We start from the raw sequence: 16,257 nt of genomic DNA, 5'->3' as shown, positions 1-16,257 counted from the left end.
TGTAGCCGGTTGCCCGACCTGTCAGAGGCAAGCGCCGGCCCGCACGGGGCCGGCGCCTGAATCACAAAACCCATCTTCCGGCTGGATCAGGTCAGCACGTCCGCGTACACGCGCTGCGCGAACTGTCCGGAATCCGTTCCCTGATTCACGACGCCCACGGTCTTCAGATCGTCGGCATAAAGCGCGATCTCGTGACGAAACGCGTCGCCGACCGGATGGTGATGGTCGGTATGCGAGCGCAGCATCGCCGAAAGCTCCGACACCGTTGCGCCCGGCGCGTTCGGCGCGAAAATCTTCGCGGCCTCGTCCGGATGATTCGCGGTCCACTCCGTTGCCTCGAGCAGCGCCTGCGTCAGCGCCTGGGCCGCCGCGCGGTCCTTGCGGATCAGCGAGCCGCGCACGCCGAGCACGCAGCACACGCGATGTTCGTACTCGCCGCACAGGTTGTTCGACACCTCGTAGAGATGGTCCGATTCGCGGATGTACCAGATCGTCGGATCGCCGTCGGCGATCGCCTGAACCTCCCCCTTCTGCAGCGCGATGCCGAGCAGGTTCGCCGGATACTGGCGCCACTGCACGTCGCGATCGGGATCGATGCCGGCCTTCTTCAGCGTGATCGCGAAGAAGTTCTTCGCCGGGCTGCCCATGTCGCTGACGCCGACCGTGCGGCCCTTCAGGTCCGGCAGATCGACGATGCCGGATTGCCGCGTCGCGAGCAGGCGCATGCAGCCCCCGTGAATCCCCGCCGTCAGCTTCACGTCGAAGCCCTGCTCGAGCGGCTTGATCCAGCGCAGCGCCATGCCGACGCCCGCGTCCGACTTGCCCGTGGCGATCGACTCGAGCAACTGGTCCGTCGAGCCGGAGAAGTTCACGAGGTTGACGTCGAGCCCGTGCTTCGTGAAGAAACCCTGCTGCACCGCGACCGGCACGGGCGCCGTGCAGATCGCGCCGGCATTCCACGACAGCGTCAACAGCTTGCGGCCGTCGTCGGCGCGCGCCCGGCGCGGCGCGAGGCTGAGCGCCGCGCCGCTGATCAGCGCGGCCCCGCCCATCCAGGTCGCCTCTCTCAGCCATTCACGTCGCGCGAGGTTGGCCGGCGCGTTCTCGTCAGTCGGTCGTTGCATGAATCCATCCCCTCACAATGAAAAACCGCGAACTCCCCCGTCGAAAGTCCGCGGCAAAAAGATCCGCCGAACCCGGCCGCGCTAGACGTCGAGCCCGAGCTTCGCGAGCACGTCGCGGCGCAGCGCGACGAGGCGCGGATCGTCGCGATGGCGCGGGTACGGCAGCTCGTTGCGGAAGTCGGCGACCACGCGCGCGGGCCGCTCGCTGAACACGACGACGCGGTCAGCCAGATACAGCGCTTCCTCGACGTCGTGCGTCACGAACAGCACCGAGAAGCGCGCGCGTTGCCACAGGCGCACGAGCTCGGACTGCATCCGGATGCGCGTGAGCGAATCGAGCTTGCCGAACGGCTCGTCGAGCACGAGCAGCGCCGGGTCGTTGACGAGCCCGCGGGCGAGCGCGGCCCGCTGCGCCATCCCGCCGGACAACTGATGCGGATACACGTGCGCGAACTCCGTCAGGCCGACGAGTTCGAGCGCGGCGTCGACGCGTTCGTCGACCCGCCGCCGCGCCTCGCGGCTGCGCGAGGCGCGGCCGCGACGCTGCGCGTGCGGGCCGAGCGCGACGCTGCGCGTGCGGGCCGAGCGCGACGTTGTCGCGAACCGTGCGCCATGGGTAGAGCGTCGGGTCCTGGAACACGACGACGCGCGACGGGTCAGGCCCGGCAATCGGCTGGCCGTCGGCCGCGAGCGTGCCGGCATACGGCATATCGAGCCCGGCGACGAGCCGCAGCAACGTGGACTTGCCGCAACCGCTCGGGCCGAGCAGCGCGACGAACTCGCCGGGCTCGACGGCGAGGCTCACGTCGTCGAGCACCGGCAGCGCGGCGCCGTTCAGCAGAAAGCGATGGCTCACGCGGCGCACGTCGATCCGCGCGCCGGCATTTCCGGCGGTATCTCCGTCGATGCCGGTCGGGCCGGCCCCGTTGCGCGAGCCGGCGGAATCGGTCGCCTCGACGGCGAGTGCGGCGCCTACCATTTGAGCAATCCCCTTTGCCACGCGAGCAGACGGTCGCGTACGCGGAACAGCAGCGTGATGAGCCCCGAGCACATGAGCGCCATCGCCAGCAGCGCGGCATACATGTTCGAGTAGGCGGCCCAGCCCTGGGCCCATTGCAGATACCAGCCGAGCCCCGCCTTCACGCCCATCATCTCGGCGACGACGAGCACGGCGAACGAGGCGCCGAGCCCCATGAACAGGCCGACGAACACCGACGGCAACGCCGCCGGAATCGCGACGCGCAGCACGAGGAACCCCGGTCGCGCGCCGAGCGTCCGGGCCACGTCGTAGTACGCGGAATTCACGCTCGCGACGCCCGACCACGTGAGGACGGCCACCGGAAACCCGGTCGCGAGCGCGATCAGGAACACGCTCGCGCTGAAGCTCGACGGAAAGAAGAAGAACGCGAGCGGCAACCACGCCGTGGCCGGCAGCGGCCCGATCAGGCGCAACACCGGGTGCAGCCAGTAGCCGACCGCGCGCGACCAGCCGATCCCGACGCCGACCGCGAAGCCCGTGATCGCGCCGAGCGCGTAGCCGTACACGAGGAGACCGAACGAATGCGCGACGCTCGACGCGAGGCGCGGGAAGTCGTCGAAGTACACGGCGATCAGCGCCTGCGGCGGCGCGAAGAACGGACGCGGCAGCCATTCGAGCTTGGCCGTCACGATCTCCCATGCGCTGATGCCGAGCGCAAGCGCCAGCAGCCACGGCAACGGCGTGCGCAGCAGATCGACGGGCGCGGCGCGACCGGCATCGCCCTCCGCCGCCGCCCCGGCCGCCTTGCGTTGCGCCCGACCGCGCAACAACGGCCAGCCGAACAGCGCCGACACGCCGGCAAGCGCGACCTCCAGCACGAGGAGCACGTCGGTATGCGGCCAGTCGTCGAGACTCGGCCACCATTGGGTCAGCGCAGCCGCGCCGAGCCAGGCGACTGTTGCGGCGAACGCGACGACGATCGCGGCAACCCTGTTTCCCGCCGGGCTGCGCCGGGGAAGCGCTGGATCGTCGACGCCGGCGATCCCGAGCGACTGCGATTGTGTGGACATGGCAATGACCGTGGCTTGCGTGAAATCCGTTCAAGCCTACACACGAGCCATGGCGGCCGGAATCATTTAATTTCCATATGGTTATCGATGCCGGACATAAAGACAAAGACGCCGACGCGCGCGGCGTCCGGCTCATCGGAATCGCCGGCGCAGACCGGCCGGGAACTTAGGATTCTTTAGATAGATTGCCGACGCGCGGGAACGCGCTGCGGTTGCCGTGTGGAACGACAGGTTCGAGCCAGAGCTCGTCGCGCGATATCGATGCCGATGCCGGGACGTCGGGCAGGTTGCGCGAGGACCGGACGGCCGACTAGGGGGAAAGCGCCGCGCGGCCCTTTACGATGAGCGGGCGGACGATTGAAAGCCCGCGTGGCGGGCCGGTTCGAACCGCTACGCGGTCCGGACCGTCCTGCCTGCGGGGATCACCGATTGCAACAGACGATGCCGCGACGCCGGAGCGCCGGAGCGCCGACGGGCGAGGCCGTGACGTTATGCCCGGGCCTTCAACTCGAGGCGGAACTTGTGCAGCAGCGGCTCGGTGTAGCCGCTCGGCTGCTCGCGGCCCTCGAACACGAGCGCGCTCGCGGCCTTGAACGCGAGCGACGCGTCGAAGTTCGGCGCCATCGGCCGATAGTGCGGATCGCCGGCGTTCTGCTGGTCCACGACCTTCGCCATGCGGCGGAACGTGTCCTCGACCTGCTCGCGCGTCAGCACGCCGTGATGGAGCCAGTTCGCGATGTGCTGGCTCGAGATCCGCAGCGTTGCCCGGTCTTCCATCAGGCCGACGTTGTTGATGTCCGGCACCTTCGAGCAGCCGACGCCCTGGTCGATCCAGCGCACCACGTAGCCGAGAATCCCCTGCGCGTTGTTCTCGACTTCCTGACGGATCTCGTCGGCGCTCCAGTTCGCCTTCCCGACGACCGGAATCGTCAGCAGCCCGTCGAGCAGTTCGTCGCGCGCGCTCGCGTAGTCGACCTTCTCCAACTCCTGCTGAACCGCCTGCACGTCGATTTCGTGATAGTGCAGCGCGTGCAGCGTCGCCGCGGTCGGCGACGGCACCCACGCCGTGTTGGCGCCGGCCTTCGGATGCGCGACCTTCTGCTCGAGCATCGCGTGCATCAGGTCCGGCATCGCCCACATGCCCTTGCCGATCTGGGCGCGACCGCGCAGGCCCGCCGCGAGGCCGACCAGCACGTTGCTGCGCTCGTACGCGGTGATCCAGGGCGTCGTCTTCATGTCGCCCTTGCGCAGCATCGGGCCCGCCTCCATCGACGTGTGCATCTCGTCGCCCGTGCGGTCGAGGAAGCCGGTGTTGATGAACGCGACGCGCGACGACGCCTGGCCGATGCTGGCCAGCAGGTTCACGCTCGTGCGGCGCTCCTCGTCCATGATGCCCATCTTGAGCGCGTTGCGCGGAAGACCGAGCAGGTCCTCGACGCGCGCGAACAGTTCGTTCGCGAACGCGACCTCGGCCGGGCCGTGCATCTTCGGCTTCACGATGTAGATCGAGCCGGTGCGCGAATTCAGCTTGTGCGTGCGGTCGTGCAGCGCGCACAGCGTCGTCAGCACCGCGTCGAGGATGCCCTCGGGAATCTCGTTGCCGTCCTTGTCGAGCACCGACGGATTCGTCATCAGATGGCCGACGTTGCGGATGAACAGCAGCGAGCGGCCGTGCAGCTTCACCGTGCCGCCGTCGCCGGTGCGGTATTCGCGGTCGGCGTTCAGGCGACGCGTGAACGTCGTGCCGCCCTTCGCGACCTCCTCGGTCAGCGTGCCCGTCATCAGGCCGAGCCAGTTGCGGTAGAGCTGGACCTTGTCGTCGGCGTCCACCGCGGCGACCGAGTCCTCGCAATCGATGATCGTCGTGACGGCCGCCTCGACCAGCACGTCCTTCACGTGGGCCGCGTCGGTCTTGCCGATCGCGTCGTTCGCGTCGATCTGGATTTCAAAGTGCAGGCCGTTGTGCTTGAGCAGCACGGCCGACGGCGCGGCCGCGTCGCCTTGATAGCCGACGAACTGAGCGGGCGTCCTGAGCGTCGTACTGCCGCTCTTGAGCGCGACGACCAGCTTGCCGCCCTCGACCGCATAGCGCGTCGCGTCCGCGTGCGAGCCGCCCGCGAGCGGCGCGGCCTGGTCGAGGAAGGCGCGCGCGCGCGCGATCACGCGCGCGCCGCGCACGGGATTGAAGCCCTTGCCGCGCTCGGCGCCGTCGGCGTCGGGAATGGCGTCGGTGCCGTAGAGCGCGTCATAGAGGCTGCCCCAGCGCGCGTTGGCGGCGTTCAGCGCGTAGCGCGCGTTCGAGAGCGGCACGACGAGCTGCGGGCCGGCCTGTTCGGCGATCTCGCTGTCGACGTTCGGGGTCGTCGCCTTAACCTGCGCCGGCACCGGTACGATGTAGCCGATGCTCTCGAGGAACGCGCGGTAGGCACGCAAGTCGCGCACCGGTCCCGGATGCGCGCGGTGCCAGCCGTCCAGTTCCTTTTGCAGGCGGTCGCGTTCGGCGAGCAGCGCGCGGTTCTTCGGCGCCAGTTCGTGCACGAGCGCACCGAAGCCGCTCCAGAACGCCGCGCTGTCGACGCCGGTGCCCGGCAGCGCTTCCTTTTCAACGAACTGCTCGAGGATCGCGGCAACTTGCAGGCCGCCACGCGAAATCATTTGGTTCATCGAGTGCTCCAGGGTTTTGTCATTTCGGTTCAGCAAGCCACCGCGCCGCGTCTCCGTCGGCGCAATGCCCGGTTGTCGGCGACGCCTTGCCGGCCGACGCCGGGCGCCGGCGCCACCGTCGGGCGTGCCGGCCAGCAGCCCGCCGGGAAACGGGGTGTGGCAACCGTCGATCATATCCCAGACTGTTCCGCCCCGTCCGGGAGTCCGGGCGGCCCCGCCGCTTCATGGCGGAAACCGGGGGCGCCATGCGGGCGGGTTTCGGGTGGACGCAGAAGCTACCCGTGGCAAACAGACAGCGAGACGGCGGACGGGGACGGGCTCGCCCCGAGCCGGGGCGTGGCGTGGCGACCAGCCGTCGTGCGTGACGTCCGGATCGGGCCGCTGTGGGGGGCATGCCCGATTTCCTTTGGACTCGCGGTATCGTTTTTCTGCTTTCGGGGAAACGGCAAGCCGAACGACATGACCTAACCTGACGACGAATCGGCACGTCGTGCCAGCATGGATCGACGTAAATCAGGGTTCAAGCAGAAGGCGTAGCCCGATTCCCTGAGGAAACCGACGCTTGCGGAAGAAGGAAGGGAAGACGGGAAAAGTGGGGTGGCTGATGGGACTCGAACCCACGACAACAGGAATCACAATCCTGGACTCTACCAACTGAGCTACAGCCACCACTGCTACGAGCTTGCAGACCGGGCGCCAAAAAAGCGGCACCGGTTAAGAAGCGAGATTATACAAACACCACCGACGTTTGCCTAGTCCCTTATTCAAGCATTTCGGCCGGCGCGCGCAAATGCTGTCTCGCCTCGTCGAAGATCGCGAGGTCGGCCGCGGCCAGCCGGCGGCTGTCCGACAGCACGCGCCGCCAGCCGCGCGCCCCCGCCGCCCCGCGATAAAGCCCGAGCGCATGGCGCGTAATCGCGCCCAGATACGTGCCGCGCGCGAGTTCGGCGGCGCAGTAGGCCACGAGCTTCGCCTCGATTTCCTCGCGCGTCGGCGCGGCTTCCCCGGCGCCGTAAAAGCGCCGGTCCACGTCGGCGAGCACGTAGGGGTTGTGGTAGGCCTCGCGGCCCAGCATCACCCCGTCGACGTGCCGCAGATGCGTCTGAACCTCGTCGAGCGTCTGGATGCCGCCGTTGATGACGATCTCGAGATCGGGAAAATCGCGCTTGAGCCGATAGGCGTAGTCGTACTTGAGCGGCGGAATCTCGCGGTTTTCCTTCGGGCTCAGGCCCTTGAGCATCGCGTTGCGCGCATGGACGACGAACACGCCGCAACCCGCGTCGGCCACCGTGCCGACGAAGTCGCGCACGAACGCGTAGTCCTCGACCGCGTCGACGCCGATGCGGTGCTTGACGGTCACGGGCACCGACACCGCGTCGCGCATCGCCTTGACGCAATCGGCCACGAGCGACGGCTCGTTCATCAGGCAGGCGCCGAACGCGCCGCGCTGCACGCGCTCGGACGGACAACCGCAGTTCAGGTTGATTTCGTCGTAACCCCACTGCTCGCCGAGCTTCGCGGCGCGCGCAAGGTCGTCGGGCTCGCTGCCGCCCAGTTGCAAGGCGACCGGCGCCTCGTCGGGCGTGAAGGCGAGATGTCTCGCCACGTCGCCGTGCAGCAGCGCGCCCGTCGTCACCATCTCCGTGTACAGCCATGCGTGGCGGGACACGAACCGGTGCAGCGAACGGCAGTGGCGGTCAGTCCAGTCCATCATCGGCGCGACGCAAACGCGACGCGGACTGGCGGGAAAGGTAGCGGGCATGGGAAGGCGACGAAGCGGCAATCAACCCGCAATTTTACCGCAAGCTGCCCTCTGCCCGCCGGCAGAGGTTCGGGCTTACAGCCGCGCGATCGACACTTCCGTCGACTTCACGAGCGCCACCACCTCGGAGCCGATCTTGAGGTCCAGCTCGTCCACCGAGCGCGTCGTGATGACCGACGTCACGATGCCGAACGGCGTATCGACGTCGACCTCCGACACGACGGGGCCGCGGATGATCTCCTTGACTTTGCCCCTGAATTGGTTGCGCACATTGATGGCGGAAATGCTCATGTCGTTCGGCTCCAGTGATTCGAAAGAAAGTTTGAAAAAAACGGATGCGCAGGCAGCCTTTCCCGGTGACCGGCTGCCGGCTCTTGTGCGATCAGACTGCCCAGCGGACCGCGTCCGGCCGGATGGCATGCGGCGCCGCGCCGTCCGGCCGCGCGACGTCCGCGCGCGAACCGCCGTCCTGCGCCGGCTCGGTGCTCAGCACCCGCCGCAGCACGCGTTCCTCGAGCGCCGCGAACCCGGACGAGGCCCGCGCGCGCGGGCGATCGAGCGGCACGGGCTGATCGAGCGCGATGCGCCCGTCCTCGACGAGCAGGATGCGGTCGCCGAGCGCGACGGCCTCGTGCACGTCGTGCGTGACGAGCAAGGCGGTAAACCGGTGCTCGCGCCAGAGGCGCTCGATCAGCGCATGCATTTCGATGCGCGTCAGCGCGTCGAGCGCGCCGAGCGGCTCGTCGAGCAGCAGCAGGCTCGGCCGATGCACCAGCGCGCGGGCCAGCGCCACGCGCTGCCGCTGGCCGCCCGAAAGGCGGGCCGGCCATTCGTCCGCCCGCTCCAGCAGACCGACCTCGGCCAGCACCGCGCGCGCGTCCTCGCGCGCGCCGCGGCCGAGCCCGAGCATCACGTTCTGCAGCACGGTTTTCCACGGCAGCAGCCGGGCGTCCTGAAACATGATCCGCACATTGAGCGGCGAGCCGTCTTCGCCGCGCCGGACGAGTTCGCCGGCATCGAGCTTTTCGAGCCCGGCGACGAGGCGCAGCAACGTCGATTTTCCGCAGCCGCTGCGGCCGACGATCGCGACGAAGCTGCCGCGCTCGATCGACAGATCGAAGCCGTCGAGCACCGCGCGCTCGCCGTAGCGCTTGCCGACGCCGCGCAACTCGACCGAGGCGTCGACGCGCGGGCGATGCCCGCCGCCCGCGCCACCAGGGCCGCCCGCCTCGCGCAGCAGGCGGCCGGCGTCGTGCCCGCCGCCGCGTTCGGAATCGGTCGCCTCGTTGTCCTCGCGGTCGTGGATGCGCGGCAGCGCCACCTCGGCCTCGAGATCGCTGCCCGTAATGCCGCCGTAGCTGGACGAGAGCGTGGTTGCGTTCATGGACTCGCTCCTCATCGTTGATAAGCCGGATGCCAGCGCAGCGCGAAACGCTCGAGCAGCCGCGCCAGCCAGTCGGCGAGCTTGCCGAGCGCGGCGTAGAGCAGGATGCCGACCACCACGACGTCGGTCTGCAGGAACTCGCGCGCGTTCATCGTCATGTAGCCGATGCCCGACTGCGCCGAGATCGTTTCGGCCACGATCAGCGTCACCCACATGAAGCCGAGCGCGAAGCGCACGCCGACGAGAATCGACGGCAGGGCGCCCGGCAGGATCACCTCGCGATAGAGCGCGAAGCCCTTCAGGCCGTAGCTGCGCGCCATCTCGACGAGGCTCTGGTCGACCGAGCGGATACCGTGGAACGTGTTCACGTACATCGGGAAGAACACGCCGAGCGCGACGAGGAACACCTTCGCCTCCTCCTCGATGCCGAACCACAGGATCACGAGCGGAATCATCGCGAGCGCCGGGATGTTGCGAATCATCTGCACGGTCGAGTCGAGCGCGATCTCGACGGGCTTGAAAAGCCCCGTCGCGAGGCCGAGCACGAGCCCGATGCCGCCGCCGATGGCAAAGCCCGACAGCGCGCGCCACGTGCTGACCCGCACGTCGACCCACATCTCGCCGGACTGGATCAGCGACCACGCCGCCTTGACGACCGCGAGCGGCTCCGGCAGCACGCGCGTCGACAACACGCCGAAGCGCGCCGAGAGTTCCCAGGCCAGCAGAACGCCGATCGGCACGAGCCACGGCGCGAGACGCGAAAACACGGCGCGCGAAACGCCGGCCAGCACGCGGTTCGAGGCCGCGCCGCCCTCGCCCGCGCGCGGCGCGGCCACGACTACGGTTTGATTCATCGGTTTGCCCTCCTTGTTGCGCATGCGGCGCGGGGCGCGGCTTCGCGCAGTGCCCGCCGCCCGACCCGGCGTTAGCCTTGAGCCACGGCCTTCGGCAGATCGTTGTCGCCGACGATCTCGCCGAACGTCCCCGTGAGCGGACCCGTCGCCTCCTTGCGCACGCGGTCGGGCAGCAGCGGAAAGACGAGTTCGGCGAAGCGGTAGGCTTCCTCGAGGTGCGGATAGCCCGACAGGATGAACGTGTCGATGCCGAGGTCCGCGTACTCCTTCATGCGCGCGGCGACCTGCCCGGGATTGCCGACGAGCGCCGTGCCCGCGCCGCGGCGCACGAGCCCGACGCCGGCCCAGACGTTCGGATAGACCTCGAGCTCCTTGCGCGAGCCCCGCTTGCCGCCGTGCAGCGCCGCCATCCGGCGCTGCCCCTCGGAGTCCATCTTGTTGAACGAAGCCTGCGCGCGCGCCACCGTCTCGTCGTCGAGGCGGCTGATCAGGTTGTCCGCGGCGGCCCACGCCTCGTCCTCGGTCTCGCGGACGATCGTGTGGAAGCGGATGCCGAAACGGATCGTGCGGCCGTGCTCGGCCGCGCGCGCGCGAATGTCCGCAATCTTTTTTTCGACGGCCTCGGGCGGCTCGCCCCACGTGAGGTAGGTGTCGATGTGCTGGCCGGCCATTTCGTGCGCGGCCGGCGACGAGCCGCCGAACCACAGCGGCGGATGCGGCCGCTGAACCGGCGGATAGAGCACCTTGCCGCCCTTCGACTGCAGATGCCGGCCGTCGAAGTCGATCGATTCGTTCGTGTGCGAGGCGGCCAGCAGCTTGCGCCAGATGTGCAGGAAATCGTCGGAGATCTCGTAGCGCACGTCGTGGTCGACGAACACGCCGTCGCCCTCGAGTTCGGCCGCGTCGCCGCCCGTCACCACGTTGATGAGCAGACGGCCGCCCGAGAGCCGGTCGAACGTCGCCGCCATGCGCGCGGCGGCCCCAGGCGACGAGATGCCGGGCCGGATCGCGACGAGAAACTTGAGCCGGCGGGTCGCCGCGATCAGGCTGGACGCCACGACCCAGGCGTCCTCGCACGAGCGTCCGGTCGGCAGCAGCACGCCCTCGTAGCCGAGCGTGTCGGCGGCGGTGGCGATCTGCTGGAAATACGCGAGATCCGTATCGCGAGCGCCTTCGGCGGTCCCGAGGTAACGGCTGTCGCCATGGGTCGGAATGAACCAGAACACATTCATGCGTTGCTCCTGCTTTCCTGATCGAAACGAAATAGGTAAGGACCGAAACGGCCGGACGGGCGGGCGGCCACACGGCGCCGGCCCCGGCGGGACGACACGGAACGCGGGCCGCGCGGCATTCAGCGCGCGCACGCTCCCATGCGATGACGCGCGGCGGGCGCGCGAACGGCGGACGGAATCGACGGCGGACGAGACACGAAGGCTGCTTCCCTTTTTGCGCGCGGCGAACGCGCTCGCGCGGCGACGGCGGCGCCGTCTTCATCGGAAGCCAGTCTATGGACCGGGGGAAAGCTTTTGAACGATTTTTTTTAACTTAGGTTTTCCGCCAGAGTGATTAGCCCGACGCCCGGGCATGCGGCCCGGCGGCCCGCACGGCCGCCCATCTGCGCAAGCGCGCCGGGCGGCGCCGATATAATGGCGCACGCTTTCAACGAATGCCGTGCGCGACGCCTGCGCATCCCGCCGACGGCCACGGCCGCCTGCGCGACGCGATCCTTACCGCCCCTCCTCCCGGGTATGCAAAAACTCATTCTGCCGTTGGTTTCGGGCTTTCTAGCCTCGCTGTTCTTTCGCGAGGCGACGCTCTCGCTCCTGCACGCGGCCGGGCTCATCGGGCCCGGCGGTTTTTCCACCGCGCCGTTCCTGCCGCTCGAGCTCCCCGAGTTTCTCGCGAACGCGATCTGGAGCGCGCTATGGGCCGTCCTGATGGCCTGGCTGCTGCGCATCTCGCCGGGCCGCCCCGCGCCGTGGGTGCCGGCATTCGTGTTCGGCGGCATCGTGCTCACGGCCGGCATGGTGTTCGTCGTCGGTCCGTTGCGCGGCATCTGGCCGAGCGGCAACATGCTGCCGCGCCTCGCCGTCGGCTTCGCCTCGAACGCGATGTGGGGATGGGGCGCGCTCGTGTTCATGCGCGCCTTCATGAGCGAAGCCGACGCCGGCGAATAGGCCGGCCGCGCCGGCGAGGCGACTACGAAGACCGGCGCGAAGCCAGCTCGTCCCGCAACTCGCGCAGCGGATGCGTCCCGTCGTTCCACGGGCTCGCGAACATCCGCTCGACGTGTTCGGCCCGCAGGTCCTCGATGCGCGCGATGCGCCACTGCGGGCGATTGTCCTTGTCGATGATGCGCGCCCGGATGCCCTCGGCCACGTCGCCGTGCGTGAAGCTCGCGCGCGTCAGGTCGAGATCGGTGCGCAGGCACTCGGCCATGCTCGCATCGGCGCGCGAGACCAGTTCGAGCGACACGGCCATCGAAAGCGGCGAGCGCTCGCGCAGCACGGCGAGCGTGTTCGCGATCCAGTCCTGCTGCACGCCGTCCGCCCCGCCCGCCTTCCCGTTCGCGTGCGCCTCGAGCGAGGCGAGGATGCCCGTCACGTCGGGCGCGGCGAAATGCCGGTCGATCAGGGCGCGCGCGCCGGCCAGCGCCGACGCTTCTTCCGGCGGCGTTCCGCCGCGCGTTTCGGCCTCGTGCCGAATCCGGGCGACGACGTCGGCACCGCTTTCGAACGGCCCCGTCTCGAGCGCGTCGAGCAGCGCGGGCCAGGCCGACTCGTCGAGCCAGACGTCGGCGAGCCCGGCGTAGAGCGCGTCGGCCGCGCCGATCGTCTCGCCCGTCACCGCCAGATAGCGGCCGATCGCGCCGGGCGTGCGGGCCAGAAACCAGCTCATGCCGACGTCGGGAAAGAGGCCGATGCGCGTCTCCGGCATCGCCATGCGCGTCGAGGCGCTCACGACGCGCAGGCCGCCCGTGCGCCTCGCGCCCTGCGCAATGCCCATGCCGCCGCCCATCACGACGCCGTTCAGGAGCGCGACGTACGGCTTCGGATACGAAAAGATCGCGTGATTGAGCCGGTATTCGTCGGTGAAAAACGCGTCGATGGCCGGCTGGTCGCCGCGGCGATGCGCTTCGTAGAGAAAGCGGATGTCGCCGCCCGCGCAGAACGCGCGCGCGTGCCGCGAGCGCACGATGACGGCGAGCACGTCCGGGTCCTCGCGCCAGCCGTCGAGCGCGGCCTGGATCGCGCGGACCATCCCGATCGACAGCGCGTTGAGCGCCTGCGGACGATCGAGTTCGATGAAGCCGATGCGGTTCGCGACGCGGGTCGCGACGTGCGTCTCGCCGGCCCCTGCGGCCGACGCGGAAGAAAGCGCTTTTTCAGACATGGCGATGAGCGAGGTTGGCAACGAATCGGAACGGGACCGGCGCGTCGGGAGGTGCCGCGGGATCAAATCGGCGAGGCGGTCGCGGACAATCGCGGTTCAGGCCGATGCGACGGCCTTCGAAGCCTGCGGCGCATCGCGTCGCCGCGCGCCGAACCAGGCATCGAACGCCAGGTCGATCCGGCGCGCCGCCGCTTCCGCCGTCGCGGCCACCTCTCCCGCGAGCATGCTGGCGACGATGCCGTGCAGCGTCGCCAGAATCAGCCCGGCCCAGGCTTCGCTGTCCGCGCCGGCAGGCAACGCGCCCTGGGCTTCGATCGCCTCGAGCGCCTGCGTCACCCGGGCGGCCAGCGCCGCGTCGCCGGCCTCGGCCGCCTCGGCCGGCTCCGCCGCGACGCGGCGCATCGCACCGTGATCCGGCTCCGGCATGAACACGAGCCGGTAAGCCTGCGGATGCTCGACGGCGAATCGTAAATATGCCTGAGCGAGCGTGCGCAGCCGCTCGCGAGGATCGTCAATCTGTCCCGTGGACGCAAGCGCGTCGAGCAGTTGCGCCCGCACCTGCGCCCGCAGCGCGCCGGCAATCTCGTCGCGCCCCGAAAAATAGACGTATAGCGTGGCCGGCGCGTAGCCGATGGCGTCGGCGATTTTGCGCATCGACAGCGCGGCGAGACCGTCGCGCACGACGATGCGCCGCGCGGCGTCGAGAATGCGCCCGCGCAATGCCGGCCGCGCGCGTTTTCCGGATTCGTTCGTACTCATGCGTGGCCTGTCGTGCTCGATGCTCCGCGAGGATTGGAATCCGCCGGTCGTCATGCCCGGCGGCGCTCAGCCGACCGCGCGGCCCGGCGGGAAGTGGCCGCTTTTCAGCAACACCGGCGTGCCGTGGCTGACCTGCAGATGCGTCCGGGCCACGGCCTCGATGTGCGGGCGTCCGGCGTTGAACGCGTTCATCCAGGCATCGCGGCCCGCGACGCTCGCGCCGAAGTGATCTTCGAGCGCCTCGACGGAGATCGCGCAGGGCACCCGCTCGCCGTCGACCTCGGCGGCGAACACGATGGTCAGATTCGAATCCCGGTAAAGGGGCGCGTCCGCGAGAAAACGAATTTCCATGTCCGGCCTCGCTGGAAAATGTCTCGAAGAAAGCCCGTACAGGCAAGCCGCAGAACTGCCCGCCCATGGTACTCGCGCTCGCGCGGCGAGGTCCAGCCCGCGATCGGGACGACTTTGTACAATGAACCGCAACGCGGCGACGAGCAGCCAGGCCCCTTCGTTGCGTCGCCGTGGGAACGGCGGCTGCATGTCTCCATCCATCCCGACTCTCCGACAAGCTCATGCCATCCCGACTCACAGGCAAATACTTCGTGAACGGCCTCGAGACTCCCGAGAAGGACGCCGCCAGCCGCTGGTTCGACTACGCGCAGGCGCAGGGCATCGACGTCTCGCGGGCGATCAGCCTGTGGGAGGACGCCGCCCTGCCCGACGGCGATCAGGGCCGCGCGGCGGTCGGCCAGGCCGGCATCCGTATCGAACTGCCCGACCCGTGACCGATCCGCGGATCGGCTCAGGCTTTCGCGAGCGCCAGCGTGCCGTAATCGAGGCCAAGATGCGCGCACAGCGCTTCGACGACGAGTTCGTGATCGAGACGCTGCGGCAGGCCGGACACCGTCACCGAGCCGATCACGCCGGCCCCCGCGACGGTCAGCGGAAACGCGCCGCCGTGCGGGGCGAAATCCGCCACGGGCAAACCGTGCTTCGCAGCAAGCGTCGTACCCGACTGTTGCATGCGCAACCCTACCGCGTACGAACTGCGGCGGAAATGCTCGACCACGCGCACCTTGCGACGCACCCAGTCCGCGTTGTCGGGCGTCGCGCCGTCGAGCGCGCAGAAGAAGAGCGACTGGCCGAACGTGCGCACGTCGATGGCGAGCGCATGGACGCGCGCCATTGCCAGCTCGCGCAGCAGGCTGCCGAGCAGCCACGCCTGAATGGCGTCGAAACGGGGAAAAACGAGCGCGCGCTCTTGCGCGGCGATGGATTGCAGATCGTGATCGATATCCATGACGGGAAAACAGGACGCGAGCGGAAAGGCCCACGATTCTAGCGGGCCGGGCGAAACAGGCCGCCGTTCGCGGCGCGCCGGAAGCGCATCCCAGGCCGTCTGTTGCATCGTCGCCCCGGACGATATATAATCTTCTTCTCAACGGACGCGGGGTGGAGCAGTCTGGCAGCTCGTCGGGCTCATAACCCGAAGGTCGTAGGTTCAAATCCTACCCCCGCAACCAGTAAGTATCAGTATTCCAGGATTTCCGGATAAAAAGGGTTACGACGCCATGCGCGTGTAACCCTTTTTGTTTTTCCGCGAGCGGGAAGAGGAGTAAAGGCAGGGAGTAAAGGCAGGAAGCAGGCCATCATTCTTCGAACCTTCGGGCCGTTCATATTGCGGTGATAAACTCGCTTTCACCGTTCACTGCCCCGTTCCCATGAAATTCTGTCCGACCTGCGGCCGGCCCGTCAGCCTCGCCATCCCGCCCGGCGACAATCGCGAGCGCTACGTCTGCACGCATTGCGGCGCCATCCATTACCAGAACCCGCGCAACGTGGTCGGCACCGTGCCCGTCTGGGAGGACAAGGTGCTCCTGTGCCGCCGCGCGATCGAGCCGCGCTACGGCTACTGGACACTGCCGGCCGGCTTCATGGAGATCGGCGAGACGACGTCCGAGGCGGCCGCGCGCGAGACGCTCGAGGAAGCCGGCGCGCGCGTCGAAATACAGAACCTCTTCTCGCTGCTGAACGTGCCGCACGTCGAACAGGTGCACCTGTTCTACCTCGCCCGCCTGCTCGACACCGACATCCTCGCCGGCGACGAAAGTCTCGAGGTGCGTCTCTTCGGCGAGCACGAAATCCCCTGGGACGACATCGCGTTCCCGACGGTCGGGCAGACGCTGCGCTTCTTCTTCGCCGACCGGGTATCGGGCCACTACGGCCTGCACACCGGCGACGTGCTGCGCGCGTTGCGCGAGGCCTGAA

16 protein-coding genes, 2 tRNA genes and 1 pseudogene are annotated in these 16,257 nt (G+C 68.6%); 4 read left to right on the top strand and 15 right to left on the bottom strand.

Annotated elements, in window-relative coordinates:
* Positions 1-86: 86 nt before the first annotated feature.
* The 11 genes and pseudogenes from CY652_RS04210 to ssuD all read right to left on the bottom strand — a co-directional run bounded on the left by CY652_RS04210 (position 87) and on the right by ssuD (position 11,069).
* Positions 87-1,124, bottom strand: coding sequence for an ABC transporter substrate-binding protein (locus CY652_RS04210; RefSeq protein WP_102129453.1), 1,038 nt, complete (start codon positions 1,122-1,124; stop codon positions 87-89).
* Between the two features lie 81 nt (positions 1,125-1,205).
* Positions 1,206-1,826: an ABC transporter ATP-binding protein gene (locus CY652_RS04205; RefSeq protein WP_441300185.1), complete on the bottom strand. Its 621-nt coding sequence runs from the start codon at positions 1,824-1,826 to the stop codon at positions 1,206-1,208.
* Positions 1,813-2,103, bottom strand: a pseudogene (locus tag CY652_RS25195) (ATP-binding cassette domain-containing protein); the annotation flags it as partial. The gene CY652_RS04205 and the pseudogene CY652_RS25195, both read right to left, overlap by 14 nt.
* Positions 2,097-3,173 carry an ABC transporter permease gene (locus CY652_RS04200; RefSeq protein WP_102129452.1) on the bottom strand — a complete coding sequence of 359 codons (1,077 nt, stop codon included), beginning with the start codon at positions 3,171-3,173 and terminating at the stop codon, positions 2,097-2,099. The pseudogene CY652_RS25195 and the gene CY652_RS04200, both read right to left, overlap by 7 nt.
* 489 nt (positions 3,174-3,662) lie before the next feature.
* Positions 3,663-5,837: a malate synthase G gene (locus CY652_RS04195; protein ID WP_102129451.1), complete on the bottom strand. Its 2,175-nt coding sequence runs from the start codon at positions 5,835-5,837 to the stop codon at positions 3,663-3,665.
* 593 nt (positions 5,838-6,430) lie between these two features.
* Positions 6,431-6,506: transfer RNA gene (locus CY652_RS04190), tRNA-His, on the bottom strand.
* Positions 6,507-6,597: 91 nt separating this feature from the next.
* Positions 6,598-7,599, bottom strand: a complete 1,002-nt coding sequence (gene dusA, locus CY652_RS04185; protein ID WP_102129450.1) for a tRNA dihydrouridine(20/20a) synthase DusA — start codon at positions 7,597-7,599, stop codon at positions 6,598-6,600.
* 75 nt (positions 7,600-7,674) lie between these two features.
* Positions 7,675-7,890 carry a TOBE domain-containing protein gene (locus CY652_RS04180; RefSeq protein WP_102129449.1) on the bottom strand — a complete coding sequence of 72 codons (216 nt, stop codon included), beginning with the start codon at positions 7,888-7,890 and terminating at the stop codon, positions 7,675-7,677.
* A 91-nt stretch (positions 7,891-7,981) separates the two neighbouring features.
* A complete protein-coding gene (locus CY652_RS04175; RefSeq protein WP_102129448.1) occupies positions 7,982-8,983 on the bottom strand; it encodes an ATP-binding cassette domain-containing protein in 1,002 nt (333 codons plus the stop codon).
* Between the two features lie 11 nt (positions 8,984-8,994).
* Positions 8,995-9,837 (bottom strand): aliphatic sulfonate ABC transporter permease SsuC, encoded by an 843-nt coding sequence (gene ssuC / locus CY652_RS04170; RefSeq protein WP_102129622.1) that lies wholly within the window; start codon positions 9,835-9,837, stop codon positions 8,995-8,997.
* Positions 9,838-9,908: 71 nt separating this feature from the next.
* A complete protein-coding gene (gene ssuD, locus CY652_RS04165) occupies positions 9,909-11,069 on the bottom strand; it encodes an FMNH2-dependent alkanesulfonate monooxygenase (protein WP_102129447.1) in 1,161 nt (386 codons plus the stop codon).
* 516 nt (positions 11,070-11,585) lie between these two features.
* Between ssuD and CY652_RS04160 the strand changes: the two genes are divergently transcribed.
* Positions 11,586-12,014, top strand: a complete 429-nt coding sequence (locus tag CY652_RS04160; RefSeq protein ID WP_102129446.1) for a hypothetical protein — start codon at positions 11,586-11,588, stop codon at positions 12,012-12,014.
* Positions 12,015-12,036: 22 nt separating this feature from the next.
* Here the strand turns inward: CY652_RS04160 and CY652_RS04155 are convergent, their stop codons facing one another.
* From CY652_RS04155 to CY652_RS04145, 3 genes are all read right to left on the bottom strand, one after another.
* Positions 12,037-13,230 (bottom strand): enoyl-CoA hydratase/isomerase family protein, encoded by a 1,194-nt coding sequence (locus CY652_RS04155; RefSeq protein WP_102129445.1) that lies wholly within the window; start codon positions 13,228-13,230, stop codon positions 12,037-12,039.
* 96 nt (positions 13,231-13,326) lie between these two features.
* Positions 13,327-13,989, bottom strand: a complete 663-nt coding sequence (locus tag CY652_RS04150; RefSeq protein WP_180970406.1) for a TetR/AcrR family transcriptional regulator — start codon at positions 13,987-13,989, stop codon at positions 13,327-13,329.
* A 66-nt stretch (positions 13,990-14,055) separates the two neighbouring features.
* Positions 14,056-14,340 (bottom strand): DUF1488 domain-containing protein, encoded by a 285-nt coding sequence (locus tag CY652_RS04145; protein WP_102129443.1) that lies wholly within the window; start codon positions 14,338-14,340, stop codon positions 14,056-14,058.
* Positions 14,341-14,561: 221 nt separating this feature from the next.
* Between CY652_RS04145 and CY652_RS04140 the strand changes: the two genes are divergently transcribed.
* Positions 14,562-14,774 carry a hypothetical protein gene (locus CY652_RS04140; RefSeq protein WP_102129442.1) on the top strand — a complete coding sequence of 71 codons (213 nt, stop codon included), beginning with the start codon at positions 14,562-14,564 and terminating at the stop codon, positions 14,772-14,774.
* A 17-nt stretch (positions 14,775-14,791) separates the two neighbouring features.
* On the opposite strand, the gene CY652_RS04135 is transcribed toward CY652_RS04140, so the two are convergent.
* Positions 14,792-15,289: a heme-degrading domain-containing protein gene (locus tag CY652_RS04135; RefSeq protein ID WP_102129441.1), complete on the bottom strand. Its 498-nt coding sequence runs from the start codon at positions 15,287-15,289 to the stop codon at positions 14,792-14,794.
* Between the two features lie 146 nt (positions 15,290-15,435).
* Between CY652_RS04135 and CY652_RS04130 the strand changes: the two genes are divergently transcribed.
* Together CY652_RS04130 and CY652_RS04125 are read left to right on the top strand one after the other, a co-directional pair.
* A tRNA-Met gene (locus tag CY652_RS04130) sits at positions 15,436-15,512 on the top strand.
* Positions 15,513-15,710: 198 nt separating this feature from the next.
* Positions 15,711-16,256: an NUDIX hydrolase gene (locus tag CY652_RS04125; RefSeq protein WP_102129440.1), complete on the top strand. Its 546-nt coding sequence runs from the start codon at positions 15,711-15,713 to the stop codon at positions 16,254-16,256.
* Position 16,257 lies beyond the last annotated feature (1 nt).

The organism is Burkholderia sp. WAC0059, from assembly GCF_002870125.1.
GTDB lineage: Bacteria > Pseudomonadota > Gammaproteobacteria > Burkholderiales > Burkholderiaceae > Paraburkholderia.
The sequence above is the reverse complement of the archived record's forward strand: the minus strand, read 5'-3'. Positions and strand labels throughout refer to the sequence as shown.